At 58.1% G+C, this 17,428-nt stretch carries 17 protein-coding genes and 5 pseudogenes; 16 read left to right on the top strand and 6 right to left on the bottom strand.

The genetic code is table 11. The features are described from left to right. Nucleotides 1–18 precede the first annotated feature (18 nt). The gene (locus tag JCM25414_RS05355; protein ID WP_025840964.1) at nucleotides 19–960 is read right to left on the bottom strand and encodes a hydrogen peroxide-inducible genes activator; all 942 of its coding nucleotides are present in this window, start codon (nucleotides 958–960) and stop codon (nucleotides 19–21) included. A gap of 145 nt (nucleotides 961–1,105) precedes the next feature. Here JCM25414_RS05355 and ahpC point away from each other — a divergent pair. The 8 genes and pseudogenes from ahpC to JCM25414_RS25800 all read left to right on the top strand — a co-directional run bounded on the left by ahpC (nucleotide 1,106) and on the right by JCM25414_RS25800 (nucleotide 5,533). Continuing rightward, nucleotides 1,106–1,668, top strand: a pseudogene (gene ahpC, locus JCM25414_RS17425) (alkyl hydroperoxide reductase subunit C). Between the two features lie 89 nt (nucleotides 1,669–1,757). Next, nucleotides 1,758–2,875 (top strand): annotated as a pseudogene (locus tag JCM25414_RS17420) (FAD-dependent oxidoreductase); the annotation flags it as partial. Further along, the gene (locus JCM25414_RS25815; protein ID WP_369346004.1) at nucleotides 2,867–2,980 is read left to right on the top strand and encodes a hypothetical protein; all 114 of its coding nucleotides are present in this window, start codon (nucleotides 2,867–2,869) and stop codon (nucleotides 2,978–2,980) included. The pseudogene JCM25414_RS17420 and the gene JCM25414_RS25815, both read left to right, overlap by 9 nt. Then, nucleotides 2,974–3,294: an FAD-dependent oxidoreductase gene (locus tag JCM25414_RS25810; protein ID WP_277911035.1), complete on the top strand. Its 321-nt coding sequence runs from the start codon at nucleotides 2,974–2,976 to the stop codon at nucleotides 3,292–3,294. The genes JCM25414_RS25815 and JCM25414_RS25810 overlap by 7 nt, the downstream gene beginning before the upstream one ends. Nucleotides 3,295–3,387: 93 nt before the next feature. Then, nucleotides 3,388–4,326, top strand: a complete 939-nt coding sequence (locus JCM25414_RS17415; protein ID WP_242403367.1) for a DNA topoisomerase IB — start codon at nucleotides 3,388–3,390, stop codon at nucleotides 4,324–4,326. Then, nucleotides 4,260–4,487 carry a hypothetical protein gene (locus JCM25414_RS24580; protein WP_242403366.1) on the top strand — a complete coding sequence of 76 codons (228 nt, stop codon included), beginning with the start codon at nucleotides 4,260–4,262 and terminating at the stop codon, nucleotides 4,485–4,487. Before JCM25414_RS17415 ends, JCM25414_RS24580 begins: the two co-directional genes overlap by 67 nt. Before the next feature lie 66 nt (nucleotides 4,488–4,553). Continuing rightward, nucleotides 4,554–5,406 (top strand): annotated as a pseudogene (locus JCM25414_RS26490) (aldo/keto reductase). Beyond that, nucleotides 5,327–5,533: an aldo/keto reductase gene (locus JCM25414_RS25800; RefSeq protein WP_369346003.1), complete on the top strand. Its 207-nt coding sequence runs from the start codon at nucleotides 5,327–5,329 to the stop codon at nucleotides 5,531–5,533. The pseudogene JCM25414_RS26490 and the gene JCM25414_RS25800 overlap by 80 nt, the downstream one beginning before the upstream one ends. A 45-nt stretch (nucleotides 5,534–5,578) precedes the next feature. On the opposite strand, the gene JCM25414_RS05330 is transcribed toward JCM25414_RS25800, so the two are convergent. The 3 genes from JCM25414_RS05330 to JCM25414_RS17405 all read right to left on the bottom strand — a co-directional run bounded on the left by JCM25414_RS05330 (nucleotide 5,579) and on the right by JCM25414_RS17405 (nucleotide 8,291). Then, nucleotides 5,579–7,003, bottom strand: a complete 1,425-nt coding sequence (locus tag JCM25414_RS05330; RefSeq protein WP_025840963.1) for a beta strand repeat-containing protein — start codon at nucleotides 7,001–7,003, stop codon at nucleotides 5,579–5,581. Between the two features lie 290 nt (nucleotides 7,004–7,293). Further along, nucleotides 7,294–7,830 carry a DNA starvation/stationary phase protection protein Dps gene (dps, locus tag JCM25414_RS05325; protein WP_025840962.1) on the bottom strand — a complete coding sequence of 179 codons (537 nt, stop codon included), beginning with the start codon at nucleotides 7,828–7,830 and terminating at the stop codon, nucleotides 7,294–7,296. An 83-nt stretch (nucleotides 7,831–7,913) separates the two neighbouring features. Further along, on the bottom strand, nucleotides 7,914–8,291 hold the full coding sequence (locus JCM25414_RS17405) for an AtzH-like domain-containing protein (RefSeq protein WP_035442669.1): 378 nt from the start codon (nucleotides 8,289–8,291) through the stop codon (nucleotides 7,914–7,916). A gap of 48 nt (nucleotides 8,292–8,339) precedes the next feature. Between JCM25414_RS17405 and JCM25414_RS24570 the strand changes: the two genes are divergently transcribed. Together JCM25414_RS24570 and JCM25414_RS24565 are read left to right on the top strand one after the other, a co-directional pair. Beyond that, on the top strand, nucleotides 8,340–9,062 hold the full coding sequence (locus JCM25414_RS24570; RefSeq protein ID WP_242403364.1) for an MFS transporter: 723 nt from the start codon (nucleotides 8,340–8,342) through the stop codon (nucleotides 9,060–9,062). Continuing rightward, nucleotides 9,059–9,550: an MFS transporter gene (locus JCM25414_RS24565; protein ID WP_242403363.1), complete on the top strand. Its 492-nt coding sequence runs from the start codon at nucleotides 9,059–9,061 to the stop codon at nucleotides 9,548–9,550. The genes JCM25414_RS24570 and JCM25414_RS24565 overlap by 4 nt, the downstream gene beginning before the upstream one ends. Before the next feature lie 23 nt (nucleotides 9,551–9,573). Here JCM25414_RS24565 and JCM25414_RS24560 read toward each other — a convergent pair whose 3' ends face one another. Together JCM25414_RS24560 and JCM25414_RS24555 are read right to left on the bottom strand one after the other, a co-directional pair. Continuing rightward, nucleotides 9,574–11,046 (bottom strand): glycosyltransferase family 2 protein, encoded by a 1,473-nt coding sequence (locus tag JCM25414_RS24560; protein ID WP_242403362.1) that lies wholly within the window; start codon nucleotides 11,044–11,046, stop codon nucleotides 9,574–9,576. After that, nucleotides 11,046–11,651, bottom strand: coding sequence for a hypothetical protein (locus JCM25414_RS24555; RefSeq protein ID WP_242403361.1), 606 nt, complete (start codon nucleotides 11,649–11,651; stop codon nucleotides 11,046–11,048). The genes JCM25414_RS24560 and JCM25414_RS24555 overlap by 1 nt, the downstream gene beginning before the upstream one ends. 545 nt (nucleotides 11,652–12,196) lie before the next feature. Between JCM25414_RS24555 and JCM25414_RS05305 the strand changes: the two genes are divergently transcribed. The 6 genes and pseudogenes from JCM25414_RS05305 to phoB all read left to right on the top strand — a co-directional run bounded on the left by JCM25414_RS05305 (nucleotide 12,197) and on the right by phoB (nucleotide 17,410). Next, nucleotides 12,197–13,165 (top strand): glycosyltransferase family 2 protein, encoded by a 969-nt coding sequence (locus JCM25414_RS05305; RefSeq protein WP_025840961.1) that lies wholly within the window; start codon nucleotides 12,197–12,199, stop codon nucleotides 13,163–13,165. A 138-nt stretch (nucleotides 13,166–13,303) separates the two neighbouring features. Continuing rightward, nucleotides 13,304–14,277 (top strand): annotated as a pseudogene (gene pstC / locus JCM25414_RS17390) (phosphate ABC transporter permease subunit PstC). Next, nucleotides 14,274–15,143 (top strand): phosphate ABC transporter permease PstA, encoded by an 870-nt coding sequence (gene pstA / locus JCM25414_RS05295; RefSeq protein ID WP_025840960.1) that lies wholly within the window; start codon nucleotides 14,274–14,276, stop codon nucleotides 15,141–15,143. Before pstC ends, pstA begins: the two are co-directional and overlap by 4 nt. Nucleotides 15,144–15,162: 19 nt before the next feature. After that, nucleotides 15,163–15,970 (top strand): annotated as a pseudogene (pstB, locus tag JCM25414_RS17385) (phosphate ABC transporter ATP-binding protein PstB). Nucleotides 15,971–16,001: 31 nt separating this feature from the next. After that, the gene (gene phoU / locus JCM25414_RS05285) at nucleotides 16,002–16,718 is read left to right on the top strand and encodes a phosphate signaling complex protein PhoU (protein WP_025840959.1); all 717 of its coding nucleotides are present in this window, start codon (nucleotides 16,002–16,004) and stop codon (nucleotides 16,716–16,718) included. Then, complete coding sequence (gene phoB, locus JCM25414_RS05280; RefSeq protein WP_025840958.1) at nucleotides 16,715–17,410, top strand: phosphate regulon transcriptional regulator PhoB; 696 nt, start codon at nucleotides 16,715–16,717, stop codon at nucleotides 17,408–17,410. Before phoU ends, phoB begins: the two co-directional genes overlap by 4 nt. Nucleotides 17,411–17,428: the final 18 nt, after the last annotated feature.

Genomic DNA, 17,428 nt, shown 5'->3' with positions numbered 1-17,428 from the left:
TCCGCTCCTGTCATGCGTTTACGCGGCAGTCACGGGAAGGCAACCATCCGGAATCTTGCTGGCAAGGAAGGTCGCGAAATCACGAAAGGCCGGACCGCGCGGGTCGGAGCTGCGCCACACGAGTCCGATCTGGCGACTGGCTGGTGTCATGGGCCGCATGACGACCAGATCCTCCCACTCGGCGCGGTTTCTTAGGGCGAGCTGCGGGATGAGCGAATAGCCTTCCCCAGCGCCGATCATGTGCCAGAGCATTTCGAGACTCGTCGCCAGACGCTGCTGATCGCGCATGGGCATCATGCCGCAGACGGCCAGTGCCTGATCGCGCAGACAATGCCCGTCTTCCAGTAAGAGCAACCCGTTTTCATCATGGTCGCTCGCCAGATCTTCCATTGTCAGGCGTGTCTGCGTGGCGAGAGTGTGGTTGCGCGGAAAGACGGCCATGAACGGCTCTTCGAAGAGAGGCGCCGTCTCGAAACTTTCTCCCGAGATGGGCAGGGCGGCGAAAACAAGATCGAGTTCGTTCTGGCGCAGCTTTGCCAGCATGTTCTGGGTCAGGCTCTCCGTCAGTTGCAACCGCAGTTCCGGATAGGCGCGACGCAGCAGGGGCAGCAGGCTAGGCACATAATAGGGGCCCAGAGTGGCGATCACTCCCATGCGCAGCAGGCCTTCGAGCGGGCCGGTGCGCGCACGCGCGGCCTCGATCATGGCGCGGGCCGAGGCGAGCACCTCCCGACCCATGGCGATCAGCCGGATGCCGTCTGGCGTAGGGGCTACGTGACGGCGCGACCGTTCGAACAGGGTAACGTCAAGCAGCAATTCGAGCTTGCGTACCTGCTCCGACAACCCTGCCTGGCTGACGCCGCAGCGTTCGGCAGCGCGTGAGAAATTGCGCAGATCGTCAACCGCCACGACATACTCGATATCGCGCAGGGAGAGGCCTGAAAGAGGAATATAGGTCATACCCATAGATAGGACCAATCCTTATGTCAGAGGAAAAAGGTTTTACCGATAACTGCCATTGACAGAAACGATTTCAGAAGCGTTCGTATCCGTGGGACAGTCTCCCCGTCAGCAAATAGAACTGTGCAACCCAGGAGCATATGACATGCCACGCATCAATTCGTCAGTGAAGCCTTTCGAAACCGACGCTTACCACGAAGCAAGTTCGTCAAGGTGTCAGACGCCGACGTCAAGGGAAAGTGGTCCGTTTTCTTCTTTTATCCGGCGGACTTTACCTTCGTCTGCCCGACTGAGCTTGAAGACCTCGCCGAGAACTACGAAACCTTCAAGAAGCTTGGCGTCGAGATCTATTCGGTTTCGACCGACAAGCATTTCACGCACAAAGCATGGCACGACACGTCGCCGGCTATCGGCAAGATCAAGTATGTCATGCTGGCTGACCCGACGGGCACCATCAGCCGTAACTTCGACGTCATGATCGAAGAAGCAGGCATGGCCGACCGCGGCACCTTCCTCATCGATCCGGAAGGCAAGATCCAGTACATCGAAGTGACCTCCGGTGGCGTTGGCCGTTCGGCCGCAGAGCTGATCGAGAAGATCCGTGCTGCGCAGTATGTTGCCTCGCATCCGGGCGAAGTCTGCCCCGCGAAGTGGAAAGAAGGCGAAGCCACGCTTTCTCCGTCGCTCGACCTGATCGGCAAGATCTGAGGTCGCCATGACCCGGCGCAGAGCGCCGGGTCACACCCATCAGCGTGTTTCAGCCGCGCAGTTTTTCGGAAAAGAGCAGGATAAACCTGATGTTGCAGGACGCCATCAAGTCACAGCTCACGACCTATCTGGCCAATCTGGCTCATCCGGTCGTGCTCGAAGCCTCTCTCGACAGCAGTGACAAGGCGCGCGAAATGCGCGACCTCTTGGAGGAAGTGGCTGCCCTTTCCGAAAAACTGTCCTTCTCGGACGAAGGCGTCAGCGAGCGTCGGCCTTCGTTCGTTATCCGCCGGGCCGATCTGCGTCAGGGGGTGAGCTTCGCCGCCATTCCCATGGGGCACGAGTTTACGTCCTTCGTCCTGGCTTTGCTGCAGGCTGGCGGGCATCCGCCCAAGATATCGCCAGAGATCGCCACGCAGATCCAGGGTCTGTCGGGGGATTTCCGCTTCGAGATTTTCGTCTCGCTTTCCTGCCAGAACTGTCCTGACGTGGTGCAGGCGTTGAACGCCATGAGCGTTATCAACCCGGCGATTCAGGTGACGACCATCGATGGCGCGCTTTTTCAGGAAGAAGTCGCCTCCAAGAACATCATGACCGTGCCGCAGGTTTATCTGAATGGCGTGGTCTTCGGCTCGGGCCGGATGGATGTCGAACAGATTCTGGCCAAGCTTGATGACGATGCGCCGCGTCGTGCTGCCGAGCGTCTGAAAGACATGCCTGCTTTTGACGTGTTGATTATCGGTAGTGGTCCAGCGGGTGCTTCTGCTGCGATCTATGCAGCGCGTAAGGGACTGCGCACGGCTTTGGTTGCTGACCGTTTCGGCGGACAGGTCATGGACACGGCGGGAATCGAGAATTTCATCTCCATCAAGGAGACTGAAGGGCCGAAGCTCTCAGCCCAGCTCGAGGCGCATGTGCGCTCTTACGACGTCGAGATCATTTCCGGCCAGCGCGCCAAGGAATTATTCCCTACCCCCAAGCCCGGTGGGCTGCATGGTGTTGCGCTCGAAAGCGGGGCGATCCTGCATAGCCGCACCGTCATTCTTGCGACGGGTGCCCATTGGCGCCAGCTCGGCGTGCCGGGTGAGGAGCAATATCGCACAAAGGGTGTAGCCTATTGCCCGCATTGCGACGGCCCGTTCTATAAGGCAAGCGCGTCGCGGTTGCCGGTGGTGGCAATAGCGGTGTCGAGGCGGCGATAGATCTGGCCGGTATTGTTGGCCATGTCACGTTGCTTCAGCGCAGCTCGAAGCTGAAGGCGGACAAGGTGCTTCAGGACAAGCTGCTGAGCTGCCCAACGTCACCGTGCTGACCGAGGCCCTGACGTCGACGATTGAAGGCGATGGCACCAAGGTGAACGGCCTGACCTATCGCGGTGGAGACGGCAAGGATCATCATATCGACCTCGAAGGTGTTTTCGTTCAGATCGGCCTGTTGCCCAACACGGAATGGCTGCGCAACACGCTGGCATTGAACGATTTCGGTGAGATCAGGGTGGATGATCATGGCGCCACCTCTGTGCCGGGTGTGTTTGCTGCGGGCGATGCGACGACGACACCGTACAAGCAGATCGTGATCGCTGTAGCGAGGGGGCCAAAAGTGCGCTTTCAGCTTTCGATTATCTGATCCGGCTGCCCGGCAACTGAATCTTGCCGGGGAAGGGGGTGCAACCAACGGCTCTCTCCCGCGCTCTCCCCCTCCCAACTGGGAGAGCGCCTCATGAGTGAAGACACGACCCGTAATGCCGAGCAGGAAGCCCGCGATCATGCGAAGGCGGCGCGGCTCGTTTATGTAGATCGCAGCAGACCCGGTGTTACGCGCCATCGTGCAGGACGGGGCTTTTTCTATCGCGATACGCAGGGCGAGCGCATTACGGATGAAGCGGTGCTCAAGCGTATCAAATCCCTCGCCATCCCACCGGCCTATGGCGATGTTTGGATCTGCGCCAATCCACGAGGGCATCTTCAGGCAGTTGGCAAGGACAAGCGCGGTCGACTGCAATATCGCTACCATCCGCGCTGGCGCCTCGTGCGTGATGAAGACAAATTCGCGCGTATGCTCGTCTTTGGCGAAAAACTGCCCGAAATCCGTCATCGGGTGGATCAGGATCTGCGCCATCCCCAGCTCGACCGCAGGCGTGTACTGGCAGCGGTGGTTCGGCTGATGGAGCGCACCATGGCGCGCATCGGTAATGAAAGTTATGCCAGAGAGAACCGCAGCTTCGGGTTGACGACGTTGAGGCATCGCCATGTGAAGCTGAAGGGCGGCCAGATCGCACTCGACTTTAAAGGCAAGCACGGAATCGAAGCGCATCTTGAGGTCAAGGATCCGCGTCTCGTTCGCGTGCTCGCACGATTGCAGGATCTGCCGGGGCAGAAGCTTTTTCAGTATCTCGATGACGAAGGGGAGCGACATGACATCCACTCCCATGACGTGAATGCCTATCTGCAGGAAATCACCGGCGAAGATATCACCGCGAAGGATTTTCGAACCTGGGCCGCCACCCATCTTGCTGCCCTCACATTATCGAGCCTGGCGCAGAGCGACACCAAGCGCGGGCCAAGAAGAACGTGTTGCGGACGATCGAGCAGGTGGCAGCGCAGCTCGGCAATACGCCCTCGGTCTGCCGTAAATGCTACATTCACCCGCAGATCCTGACCGGCTATCTCGATGGTAGTCTGCGCGAAGCTTTCGCACGCAAGGCAGAGACTCTGCTTGAAGGCGAGGCAGGCGCCCATGCGCTCTCTGCGGACGAGACCATGATGATGGGATATCTCACGCGACTCTTGCGCCGACCTGGCAGCGATACTCACGCCTGAACGCAACCAAGGACCCGGACAGGCTTTCTCTTTTACAAGATCAAACAGGCAGGGAGCGTGCAGCGGATGGACTATCGGGTTCTCGGATCGTCGGGGTTCAGGGTTTCGGCACTTGGGCTGGGCTGCATGGGCATGAGCCAGTCCTATGGCGCCGCAGACGAGCATGAGAGCCTTGCGACGCTCGACCGTGCCATAGAACGCGGCATCACCTTGTTCGATACGGCCGAAGTCTATGGTCCTTTTGCCAATGAGATATTGCTGGGCCACGCCCTCGCTTCACGACGCAGCCGCATCAAGATCGCAACCAAATTCGGCTTCAGGATCGAAAACGGCAAGGCGAATGGGGTGGATAGTCGTCCCGCCCATATTCGAGAGGTTGTCGAGGCATCGTTGCAGCGTCTGCAAACCGACAGGATCGATCTACTCTATCAGCATCGTGTCGATCCCGCCGTGCCGATGGCTGAAGTGGCAGGCACGGTCGGGCGCCTGATCGAAGAGGGCAAGGTTTTGCATTTTGGCCTGTCCGAGGCCGGTGTCACCGCCATACGAGAGGCTCATGCCGAGCATCCCGTCACGGCACTCCAGAGCGAATATTCTTTGGGAACGTAATGTAGAATCCGATATTCTGCCCGTGCTTCGCGAGCTCGGAATCGGCTTTGTGCCGTTCAGTCCTTTGGGCCGCGGCTTTCTGACAGGGACGGCGCAGCCCGCGGAATCCTATCCTGCGGCCGATTTTCGCCGTACGGACCCGCGTTTCATGGGGGCGTGCTACGATGCCAACATGAAGCCGCTGCCTGCGTCGGAGACATGGCAGCGCGCCACCAGCTACGCCAGCGCAGATCGCTCTGGCCTGGCTGCTAGCCAAGGGACCGGATATCGTACCGATACCGGGCACAAAGAGAACGCGATATCTGGATGAGAATCTCGGTGCGCTAGATGTTCATCTGAGCGACGATGACGTGGCCGAACTCGATAAGGCGCTGACCGCCGAACATGTTGCGGGCCCGCGCTACAATGAAGGCAATATGGCGCTCGTCAATCGCTGAGCAGCCCGCTTCGACCTGTCACAATGGTGCAGGTCGGATACGGTTTTAGCTGATGACGATATTGGACGAGTTCAGATCGGTCACGCCCAGGAAAGTAACTTTCATGTTGTTATCCAGCATGATCGCCGTGTTGCCGCCCTGAACCGTTGCGGTTGCAAGCAGGCTCTTGACGGCTGCCCCGGCATCTTCGGGCTTATAATTGTACATGAAGAACTTGTTTCCGCTGGCTGCGGCGAAATCTGTGATCGTGATATCACCCGCTGTGTGGCCAGCGAGAACACCGAATGTGTTGGCTGCTCCGCTGCCGCCTGTAACTGTCGCGTAGCTGGCATCCGAGTTTCCGTTATATTCGGTGCCGAAAACAAAATGGTTGGTGGCCTGCCCGCCGATAACGGTCTGGTTGCCAGCACCGGTCCAGGCGTCGAACGTACCTTGCGACGACGACGCATCGATCAGCTCGTTACTGCTCGAACCCAGCTGATTACCGGTCCATAGAGCGGAGTTCCCAGCAGTAACTGTCGCCGAGAGGTCGTTTGCCCCCCAGAGCGTGCTCTGAGCGGCTGAAATATGGGTATTGCCTGTGCCTGCAATGAATTGCAGCGAGCCCGAGACGCTGATCGTCTGGTTGCTGCCATAGAGCACGGACAGATTTCCCAGCGCGGAGACCGTGTCGTTCTGAGCGCCCGATAACGTGCCGTTGGCGCCCGAGAAGATGACAGTCGAACCTTGGCCTGCCTGCACCGTGCTGTTGTCGCCAACGGTTATCAGGCTACCGATCGTTGCATTGTCATTCACCAGTGATCCGCTGCCAAGCGACACAACCGACTTGCCGGCAACTAGTGTGATCGTGTTGCTGCCACCCTCAACACCCGTGATCGTATCCTGCCCTTCCGAAATTACGGTATTAATGCCCTTCTGCAGCGTGATGACATTGTTTCCCGCACCAGCGTTGATCGTGTTGGTGCCATTCGTGGCAAGAACGGTATCGTTCCCTTCAGCTGTGAGAATGGTCCAGCTTGCGCTCTGGGTGCCACCATTGAAAAAATTGTCGCCGCTTGTTGCCAGAAAGCTGCCATTGCTGGCGCCCGCCTCGTAGGTCAGCCCGGCGGTGCTTCCGCCCAGAACGGAGAGAATGCCTGTCGACGTGACGCCCGATCCGTCAATCGTAACGCGGTCACTCAAAGTCGTGTTTATGCCAGGTGTGGCGTTCAGGGCGCCCGCACCGAGGAAATCATAGGTGCCAGTAGGTGAGTAGCTGCCGCCTGTCGTGACAAAACCACCATAGATCTGACCATTGGCATCGTGTTCGGATGGCACGCCTGGCGAGAGAAGCACCGTCGTAAGATTGTCGCGCGCATAGGCATCTGACATCTGCTGGGCATAGACTTCCGCCAGATCCTGCGCCTTGCCACCAGTGACAGTAACGTGGATTGCAGTGCCTGAGCTCCCAACGATCGTGACAATGGCCATAATGTTTCACCCTCATGTTGACAGCCCTGGGGCGCTAGGAGGGTTATGTCGTTAAAGTACCGCTCTCATAATTTACAGTTACGTCATTTTTTGGGTTTTATCGATAAAAGTTCCGTTCAATCGTTAAAATACATCAACGATCAGGATTGTGTTTTAAATAATGAAATAATCAGGAGAATTTTCCGTTTTTTCGGAAAGGTTTTCTGAATAAAAAGTCAAAAAAAAATCTCTGCCTCCAATTGGAAGCAGAGATCTTCACGTCCTGTAAGCTATTTCAAAGCAGGTCGCGTTTAACGGGCGCCACTGTGGTCGCCGTCGCGCATCTGACCGGTCGGCTCCTGCGTATGAGCCTCAAGGAACCAGAGATGCTTGTCGAGGGCACGCGAGGCTTCGGTAAACAGATCGGCTGTATCGGCGTCACCAGCTTCATCGGTAATGTCGATTGCAGCGCGCACGTTATTCGCGACCGTCGCATAGCGGTCGATCAGCGCCGAGATGTGGTCGGCGATCTTGTAGATATCGGTCGGGTAGGGCGCACAGGCTGATTTCTTGGTCACATCCTGCGTCGTGCCATAGGCCGTGCCGCCGAGCTGAACGGCGCGTTCTGCAACTTCGTCAACCAGATTATCAACGCTGTCACGGAAGCCATCGAGCATTTCGTGAACACCGATGAACTGCGGGCCCTTGAGGTTCCAGTGGGCCTGCTTGGTGATCAGTGCCAGATCGATTAGATCGGCGAGGCGTGCATTCAGTGTCTCGATCGAGACGGTCTTTGCATTCGACTTGAGAGCATTCTGTGTCGTGTGCATCGCATGTTTCGTTGTCATGGTTTCACCCTTACGATTTGGCTATCGGACATTCGCAGAAAGCGATGACGATGGAACGTCCATGATATGGGTCGGTTTCGTGCTCAGACAAGGAAAGACACATGTGCAATCAACACGCGCCAGGTGTCGTTTTGCCGAATCCAGGTCTGGCTCTGTCGGCCGGTCTGGTTCGTTCGCAGATTTTTGAAGATGATCGTGACGCTGCCCGCATGAGCCCCCAGAGCGACGATTTCTCGTCTCAGGCGCTCGCGTGGCGGGGCGCCTCCGGTCCGATGGCGGCGGAAAACGGCGATCTCCTCGGGGCCGAACAGATTTTCGGTAGCGCCGAGGCGGATCACGTTCGGGACGTCGCAGAACAGGGCGTCGAGTGTTGCGACGTCATTTTGCGCCAAAGCCTCTTCGTATTGGTCCGAAGCTAGGGTAAGGGCAGCAATCGTCTCGGGGTTGGCGGTGATTTCCATGGGCGCGCCTGATTCAAGATGACAATTTAGAGAATGGCTGAGGTTGGCATGAGCGGCTTGAGATCTGGCGATCTGGCTCGGTCGGTGCGTGATATACGTATCATATTTTTTAGTCTGGGCTTGGGCGCCTTTGCAATCGGCACGGCAGAATTTGCCGCGATGAGTCTTGTGCCCATGATCGCCCACACATTCGGAGTGAGCGACCCCGAGGCGGGTCATGCGATTGTGCTCTATGCCGCAGGTGTGTGCATAGGCGCGCCGACCATCGCTCTGTTCAGCGCCGGTATCAGCCGACGTACCATGCTGATCAGCATGATGCTTTTCTACATGCTGGGTAACGGTTTGAGCGCGATTGCGCCCAATTATTTGGTCTTCCTCGCCTGCCGGTTCATCAGCGGCCTGCCTCATGGGGCCTATTTCGGTATTGCCAGCATTCTGGCCTCATCTCTTGTGCCTCCCAACAAGCGATCGCAGGCCGTGGGGCGTGTCATCCTCGGCCTGACGATTGCCACAATCGGGGGCGTTCCTCTGGCGAATGGGATCGGGCAGCTTATCGGCTGGCGCTGGGCCTTTGCTCTGATTGCGTTTCTCGCGCTTTGCACGTCGCTGTTGATCGTTCTCTTCGCGCCGAAAGACGCGCCAAAGAAGGATGCCAGCATCCTGAACGAATTTACGGCTCTCAAGATCAAGCAGGTCTGGTTGACGCTCGCGATCGGCGCGGTCGCTTCGGCAGCGTCTTCTGTGTTTACACGTACCTCGCCTCGATCATGATTCATGTGACGAAGGTGCCGGAATCCTATGTGCCGATCATGCTGGCTGTTTTCGGCGTCGGCATGACGATCGGTACGCTCGTCTGCGCGTGGCTGGCCGATCACAAGATGATGCCGACCCTTGCTGGCGTATTGCTGATGGGTGCTGCAGCGATGGCTGGCTTCCCTGAGGCTTCGCATAAATTCATCCCGCTTGCGATCAATGTCTTCATGATCGGCGCAAGTGGCGGTTTAGCGACCATCGTATCGGCCCGTTTGCTGACCGTCGCGGTCGGGGCCGAGGGGTTGGCAGCTGCCCTCAATCAGAGCGCGTTCAACATTGCGAATGCCGTAGGGCCATGGCTGGGCGGTCTGGCCATTTCGGCCGGGCTTGGCTGGACCTCGGTCGGCTGGGTAGGGCTTGCGCTCTCTCTCGGCGGTTTCGTGATCTATCTGATCAGCATCGCCGAAGAGTTCAAGTCACGTAAAAATATGCCGCCAGGCGTGTAAAAAAGGGGGCTTGGCCCCCTTTTTTATGTGCTCCGCGGGTCGACCAGATCGAAGAACGGCTGCAGGTCGACCGTGAAGAAGCGCGGATAGGCCGGGTCGCGTTCGTAAATCGCCTGACCGGCCCAGCGTTTTTGCATGACCTGTCCCTCTTCGAAGAAGCGCGCCTCCTGCTCGGGTACATCGTCAGAGCCGCGTGTCAGGCTCTCATGATGGTCGGCTACGGCTTCGGCGCAATAGATGATGCGGTATCCGGCAGAGCGGATTCTGAGGCAAAGATCGACATCGTTATAGGCAATTTTCAGGCCCTCTTCATCGAAGCACCCGACTTCTTCGAATATCTCGCGGCGCACCAGCATGCAGGCGGCTGTCACGGCGGTTACTTCATGGCTGAGAAGAATACGCCCGATATAGCCATAATCCTCGGGACCGCAGCCGCGATGGGCATGAGCGCCCACGCCAGTCGGGCCGACGACGACACCGGCATGCTGGATGGTCCTGTTGGGGTAAAGCAGCCTTGCCCCTATAGCGGCCACTCGATCGCCCGCAAGCGCTTCGTTCATCATCAGGCGCAGCCAGTTCTTCTGCTCGACGAAAACGTCGTTGTTCAGAAAAAGCAGATAATCCGACTGACAGGTCTGCGCCGCAATATTGTTGAGGCGTGAGTAGTTGAAGGGCTCTTCGATGGTCAGAAAGCGGATACTCTTGCGAGCGCCGAATTCTTCCATGAAGATTCGCGCTTGAGGCGTGACCGACCAGTTATCGACCAGAACGATTTCGAAGTTGGCGTAATCTGTATGCTCCAGCAGCGCTTCGACACAGCGCTGGGTGATGTCGATCTGATCCTTGAACGGGATGATGATCGAGACAGACGGGGTGTCGGTCAGGCGCCAGTCCACGCGATAGAGCGTCAGCCCGTTGATGGAGGAAACATCCGCCTTGTAGCCGCGCCGTGTGAGATGATCCGAGACGGCCTTCACCCCGGCCGCTATGGCATAATTCTTGTTGCCAACCGTCACCGCCGTCGAATTGGGAGTCATGCGCCAGTGATAGAGCAGCTCAGGCACATGAGCGATCTTCTCATGGGGCAGGATCTCGCAGGCGCGTAGAATGAAATCGTGATCCTGAGCCCCGTCATATTCTGCTCGCAAAAGCCCGACCTCATGCATGGTAGCGGTCTGGATCATGGTCAGATGACAGATGTAATTGCAGCCCAGCAGATAGCGGTAGTTGAAATCCGGCTTGAAGTTGGGTGATTGCCAGTTATTGGCCTGATCGACCTTGTCTTCATCCGAATAAAGCAGAAGGGCGCCGGTCTCCTGCATCTTGCGCATCATGGTTTCGAGCGCGACATCGACCATCATGTCGTCATGGTCGAAGAAGACCGTATATTGCCCTTTTGCCGCTTTCATCCCCTCATTGGTAGCGCCCGAAATGCCGAGATTCTTCTTGAGCGGCAGAACTCGGATGCGGCTGTCCTTCGCTGCGAAATCCTGCATCAGGCTGTGGTCTGGGGGCAGACCATCCCGTCGTCGATCAGGATGAGCTCCCAGTTGCGCCAGGTCTGGCTGATGACCGAGTTGATGGCCGTCACGTAGTCGGCTTTGAGCGGTTTGTATGTCGGGCAGAGAACGGTGACGAGTGCTTCTTCTGCGATCGGCGCCTTGATGCGCAGCATCGCCGTTCGCTCGCGCAATGCGGCGTAATAGAGCGACGCCCAGCGGTCGTAATTGCCGAGATTATAGCCTGCCTGAGGGATGGCGCTGCGTATTTCCGTGCGAAGCTTCGTCAGCTCGCGATGCAGCTTGTCGATGGTTTCCGCGATATCGAGCAGGCGGGTTTCGAGCGCATCATCGGCGATGGAGCTGGTGAACGGGCTCCCCATGAGTTCCTCGCCCTCGGGCAGGACCTTCACAGAGAAGCTGCGGGGCGACGAGCCACGAAAGCGTTGCGGGATAGGGATATCGAAGCCACAATTCGGATTACAACCGACGGCTGCCGCCACGTCGCCGCGATAACGATCGGCTTTGACCTGCGCCACGAGAACGCCATTGGCCGAGACCGAAACCACGCAGTCGCCACGCCATTCTTTCTCGCCCGGCATTTTCTGCAGGATCCAGCCCTTGAGAGCGCCCTGCTTGATTCCATCAACGCAACTTGTGTATTCGGGTCTGGATTCTATAGTAAATTTGTGAACCAGTGTTTTTCCTGATGGTACAGTTTCATCGGCTATAGGTAAGGCGGTACGATCCGGCAGACGTATTGAAATGTCATGTTCTTTTCCATCCATGAATTTGGAGGGGATGGGAAACGTGAACCCCACCTTGTCATGGGGCATTTTCAGAGCTGTTTGTACGTCACTGCGCGATTGATCTGCCAGGATTTGAGCAATTTCCTGTCCATCGATTAGAATATGTAGGCGCGCTGGCGTGTTTGGATCAAGCCGGTTCACGGCCCATCCGATCAGGATTTCTTTTTGAAGACCATCGCTATAACCGATGAACGGGCTGTTGGTTGGGGCAGCGTGCATATTCTGTCTTTCGTGCCGATCGGATCGAAAACCGTTTTATGTCGTTGCATGCTGAAATGCAGCAGTTCCGTCTTTATGGCTAGATTAATGCCCCGACCTTGCTCTCATAGGCTTCATTCATGACGCCCCTGACCACAATACGCATCGTCATGATGCAGCGCGATGAAGGCCCTATGCTCATGGCGTGGCTTTCGTATTACGGCCGAATTTTCGGTTTTGAAAACCTGACAATTTTCGATAACGGTTCGCATGACCCCCTTACGCTGCATCTCCTGGTACAGGCAGAGCGGTGTGGCGCTACGGTAAGGCGTGACCGGGATGATCCGTCTGATTTTCACGGCAAGGGGCTGCATTTTGCCGAGCAGATCAGGTTGTGGGACGACACCGAGGTCTATGATTTTGCCCTGCCGGTCGATTGCGACGAGTTCCTCGTCGTCATCGGCGATGAGGGACTCTCGACAAGCCGGGACCGTATCCTGGAGGAGTTCGCGTCTCATCTTGGCGAAAAACGGGCGTTGCGCATCGGCAGCTCGCTCTTCAATATCCCCTCGCAGCCTGGGTGGTTTGCACTCGACACCGCGTTCATCAAGGGCCTGCTGCCTGCGCGCAGCATTGCTGTCGTCGATAATGGCCAGCACAACCCGTCCTCCCGCCTCGCCCCCGGTTATGCCCTGACACGTTTTTCCTATCTGCACTGGCATAATCATGAGTTTGAGGAGATGCAGCGCCGAGCACGGGCGAAGCTCTCCAATTCCCTGCTCGACCCGAATGATCGCGCTGCCCTCATGCGCTACGCTGCCACGCCCAATCTTCCGGGGCGCCACCTCGTCGATATCCTGCTCGAAGACGAGACGCATTACCTGTCGCGCTATGACGGCATGCTTCATCTCTATCTGCCTTGGGCCAAAGCAGCGTCCGCGTTACCTGTGCATCTTGATAACGCTCCCGCCCTGTTGCGAGACAGGCAGATCGCGAAGCCCTGGTCCGGCAGCGCCTATCGGAAGTTCCATCAGGACGTGAAAGGCTGGCCCCTTGGGCCGTTGATGCATTTTTTCCTGCACGGCTGGGCGGAAGGCCGACAGTTTTGATCGTGTCATGAAATATTCATGTCACCTGATTGGCGAGGCTTGTTGTCTCATCGTGACGGGGAAGCTACACGACAGACTGGCACATGGTGCCTTGTTGACCTGATTTACTTCTTGTCTGAGCCAGGACGTACCGACCGAATGACTAGCGCTGCCGCTCCGCGGACCCAGCCTGCACCGATACAGGAAGCCCGTAAAATTCCATTCTGGAAGGGCGATCGCCTCTTTCGGCTGCTTGTCGCTGCCTGCGCCCTGCTGGTTCTTGTTTCGCTTGGCGGGCTCGTTCTCACCATGGCATTCGGTGGCAGCAAGGCCTTCAGCACCTTCGGTCCGTCTTTCGTCATTCGCGATATCTGGAACCCGGTCACCAACGAATACGGTGCGCTCGCGCCAGTTTTCGGTACGATCGGTTCGACGCTGATCGCCGTTCTGATCGGTGTGCCTCTGGCCTTCGGGGCCGCCTTCTGGCTGACCAATATCGCGCCACCGATGGTGGCCGGTGTGGTGGGCACAGCCGTGCAGCTTCTTGCTGCCGTGCCGTCCATCATTTTCGGCATGTGGGGTTTCTTCATTGTCGTGCCCTTCATGGCGCAGCATGTGCAGCCCTTCTTTCGTCATCATTTCGGCCATGTGCCGGGCATTCGCTGGCTCGTGCACGGTGCACCGTTCGGCTACGGCCTTCTGACGGGCGGTATCGTACTGGCGGTCATGATCACGCCTTTTGTCACGGCAGTCATGCGTGACGTGTTTGCTGTCATGCCCCCCATGCTCAAGGAGAGTGCCTACGGGCTGGGTGCCACGCGCTGGGAGGTCATGCGGCGGGTCATCGTTCCCTGGTCGCGGGCCGGCATGATCGGTGGCGTGGTGCTGGGTATGGGCCGTGCCCTTGGTGAAACCATGGCCGTTACCTTCGTGATCGGCAACGCCAATACGATCGGCTGGTCGCTCTTTGCCCCGCGCAACACGGTAGCCTCGTTGGTCGCGCTCGAATTTCCAGAGAGCGCCGCAGGCAGCCTCAAACTGTCCTCCCTGTTGGCGCTCGGCTTCATTCTGATGCTGCTTTCCTTCACGACCTTGCGATTGCACGCTGGCTGCTGCGGGAGAAAAAAGCATGAGCAAGACCATGGGAGAGGGCTGGCGCAAGGATCCGCGCGCCACGCAACGTTTGGTGATGGATCGTCTGGCAACGGCCATGAGCTTTGCAGCCACGGGTCTTCTCGTGCTCGCTCTGGCCTCGATCCTGTGGACACTACTCTGGAACGGCCTCGCCGGTCTGTCTATCGCGGCACTGATCCACCCGATGGGCCCGCCCGGCAGCAATGGCGGTCTCGCCAATGCCATTCTTGGCAGTCTCATCCAGACGGCTGTGGCACTCATTATCGCGACCCCCATCGGTCTGGGCTGCGGTATCTATCTCTCTGAATTCGGCAATGGCTCGAAATTTGCGACGTCGGTCCGGTTCGTCTCCGACGTGCTGCTTTCGGCACCGTCAATCCTGATCGGTCTGTTCGTCTATCTCGTGCTCGTCGCGCCATTTGGTCATTTCTCCGGTCTCGCCGGGTCTGTGGCGCTTGCCATTCTGGCCGTGCCCATCATCGTGCGCACGACCGAAGACATGCTACGCCTCGTGCCTGTTGCGATGCGCGAGGCGGGTTCGGCACTCGGCGCGCCGCATTGGCGTGTGGTGCTGTTTCTCTGTCTGCGTTCGGCCCTGCCGGGCGTACTGACCGGCATCCTTCTGGCGCTGGCGCGCGTCAGCGGCGAGACCGCGCCGCTTCTGTTCACCTCTCTGGGCAATCAGAACTGGTCTTTCAGCCTCAACAAACCCATGGCGAGCCTACCGATTGCCATCTACCAATATGCTGGCGCGTCCTATGACGACTGGGTACGCCTCGCCTGGACCGGCGCGCTGCTGGTCACGATGGGCGTTCTCAGCATCAACATCATCGTGCGGTTCGGCTTCCGCAGCAAACAGTCATAAGCAAGAGGACGTTACGCTCATGAGCGAAGCCCTGCAGGATATCTCTCTCTCGTCGAAGAACGCCGCCTCGCCAGAGGCCGCTCTCGCCGTGCGTGAGCTGGATTTCTATTACGGTGAGAAACAGGCGCTCAAATCCATTACCATGGATTTCCGCAAGCAGAACGTCACCGCCATGATCGGCCCGTCAGGCTGTGGCAAATCCACGCTTCTGCGCATTTTCAACCGCATGTACGATCTCTATCCGGGCCAGAAGGCAACGGGATCGGTTCTTTTCGATGGCGCAAATATTCTCGACCCTGCGCTGGATCTCAACAGGCTGCGGTCACGCATCGGCATGGTTTTCCAGAAGCCGACGCCGTTCCCGATGTCGATCTATGACAACATCGCATTCGGTGTTCGTCTGCACGAAAAGCTTTCACGCTCCGAGATGGATGCGCGTGTCGAAGACGTGCTGACCCGCGTGGCGCTGTGGAAAGAAGTGCGTGACCGTCTGAAAGAGCCAGCAGGGGGCATGTCCGGCGGTCAGCAGCAGCGCCTGTGCATTGCGCGCAGCATTGCGACCAAGCCCGAAGTTCTCCTTCTCGATGAACCGACTTCGGCGCTCGATCCGATTTCGACCGCGCGCATCGAAGAGCTGCTCGACGAGCTCAAACAGGATTTCACAATCGCTATCGTGACGCATAACATGCAGCAGGCGGCACGTTGCGCCGATCAGGTCGCGTTTTTTTTACCTCGGCTCCCTGATCGAAATGGACAGCGCTGACCGGATGTTCACCAATCCGCGTCAGAAGCAGACACAAGATTATATCACCGGGCGTTTCGGTTAAGTTTTCCCCAAGCGGGTAGGGACAAGCAATTATGCCAGCGGACAGCCTCCACACCGTCAAGAGCTACGAGCAGGAACTCGACCGGATGCGCGCCATGATGGCGCGTATGGGCGGTATCGTCGAAAGTCAGGTGGCGCAGGCCGTCGCCGCCGTTACCGAGCATGACGAAGACGCAGCCCAGGCGGCCCCCGCCCAGGACCCGCAGGTCGATATGCTCGAGCGCGATGTCGAAGCCCTGGCTATCCGTCTGCTCGCCCTGCGTAGCCCGATGGCGGGCGATCTGCGTGAGATCGTGGCGGCGCTCAAGATCACTGGCGATCTTGAACGTATCGGCGATTATGCAGCCTCGATTGCCCGGCGCAGCCAGCGTTTCGATCTGGTTGATCGTCAGATCTCGCTCTCGGGTCTGCGCAGCATGGGCCGACTGGTGCAGGAAAATCTGCGTCGTGTCATCGATGCCGTGACCCAGCAGGATGCCGACCGCGCCACCGAAGTCTGGCAGGCTGATCGCGAGGTAGATGAGTATTACACGGCGATGTTCCGCGAGCTGGTCACCTATATGATGGAAGACCCACGCAATATCAGCCCCTGCACGCATCTTCTTTTTATTGCGAAGAATTTCGAGCGTATCGGCGATCACACCACAAATATTGCCGAGCGCGTCTATTACGCTGTGACAGGCGAAAACCTGCCTGCCGTGCGTCCGCGCGGTGGTATTGCAGCCGGGGATGATCTGGTTTCACGATGAGCGGCGGACTCGTAAAGATCGTTGTCGTTGAGGATGATCCGTCTCTTCAGCTGATGATACGCTATAATCTCGACAAGCTGGGCTATGACGTCTCGGCTTTTCCCGAGGCAGAACAGGCCTGGGAGCACATCTCGCGTGCGCGCCCCGATGCGATCGTGCTCGACTGGATGTTGCCGGGCATGTCGGGTCTCGATCTCTGCCGACGCATCAGAGGCACGTCTTCGCTGCATGATCTGCCGGTGCTGATGCTGACGGCGCGCGCCGATGAGCAGGATAGTATTCGCGGGCTCGATAGCGGGGCGGATGATTATATCGCCAAGCCCTGCAGCATCGAGGCGCTGGATGCCCGTTTGCGTGCGCTGCTGCGCCGCACCCAGCCGGTCAAGCAGAATGTGCTGAATTTCGCCGATCTTCAGCTCGATTTGCAGACTCATCGTGCCGAACGCAATGGCCGCGCCCTGACGCTGGGTCCGACCGAATTCCGCCTGCTCGAATTCCTGATGCGTCATCCGAGGCGCGTCTTTTCGCGCGAAGATCTTCTGCAGAAGGTCTGGGGCTCGAATGTGCATGTCGAGCTGCGCACGATCGATGTGCATATCCGCCGCCTGCGCCGGGCGCTTAATCTGGATGACGAGATGGATTATGTGCGTACCGTGCGCTCCGCCGGTTACGCGCTCGACGATCAGGCCTGAGGGAGCCCGGCCCTGACC

It is taken from the genome of Asaia platycodi JCM 25414, assembly GCF_000614545.1.
Classification (GTDB): domain Bacteria; phylum Pseudomonadota; class Alphaproteobacteria; order Acetobacterales; family Acetobacteraceae; genus Asaia; species Asaia platycodi.
The sequence above is the reverse complement of the archived record's forward strand: the minus strand, read 5'-3'. Positions and strand labels throughout refer to the sequence as shown.

Excerpts from the sequence above, each read along its gene's own strand:
- JCM25414_RS05355 (WP_025840964.1), bottom strand. The coding sequence starts at position 960 with ATGACCTATATTCCTCTTTCAGGCCTCTCCCTGCGCGATATCGAGTAT.
- JCM25414_RS17415 (WP_242403367.1), top strand. The coding sequence starts at position 3,388 with ATGAGTGAAGACACGACCCGTAATGCCGAGCAGGAAGCCCGCGATCAT.
- JCM25414_RS05330 (WP_025840963.1), bottom strand. The coding sequence starts at position 7,003 with ATGGCCATTGTCACGATCGTTGGGAGCTCAGGCACTGCAATCCACGTT.
- dps (WP_025840962.1), bottom strand. The coding sequence starts at position 7,830 with ATGACAACGAAACATGCGATGCACACGACACAGAATGCTCTCAAGTCG.
- JCM25414_RS17405 (WP_035442669.1), bottom strand. The coding sequence starts at position 8,291 with ATGGAAATCACCGCCAACCCCGAGACGATTGCTGCCCTTACCCTAGCT.
- JCM25414_RS24570 (WP_242403364.1), top strand. The coding sequence starts at position 8,340 with ATGAGCGGCTTGAGATCTGGCGATCTGGCTCGGTCGGTGCGTGATATA.
- JCM25414_RS24565 (WP_242403363.1), top strand. The coding sequence starts at position 9,059 with ATGATTCATGTGACGAAGGTGCCGGAATCCTATGTGCCGATCATGCTG.
- JCM25414_RS24560 (WP_242403362.1), bottom strand. The coding sequence starts at position 11,046 with ATGCAGGATTTCGCAGCGAAGGACAGCCGCATCCGAGTTCTGCCGCTC.
- JCM25414_RS24555 (WP_242403361.1), bottom strand. The coding sequence starts at position 11,651 with ATGCCGGGCGAGAAAGAATGGCGTGGCGACTGCGTGGTTTCGGTCTCG.
- JCM25414_RS05305 (WP_025840961.1), top strand. The coding sequence starts at position 12,197 with ATGACGCCCCTGACCACAATACGCATCGTCATGATGCAGCGCGATGAA.
- pstA (WP_025840960.1), top strand. The coding sequence starts at position 14,274 with ATGAGCAAGACCATGGGAGAGGGCTGGCGCAAGGATCCGCGCGCCACG.
- phoU (WP_025840959.1), top strand. The coding sequence starts at position 16,002 with ATGCCAGCGGACAGCCTCCACACCGTCAAGAGCTACGAGCAGGAACTC.
- phoB (WP_025840958.1), top strand. The coding sequence starts at position 16,715 with ATGAGCGGCGGACTCGTAAAGATCGTTGTCGTTGAGGATGATCCGTCT.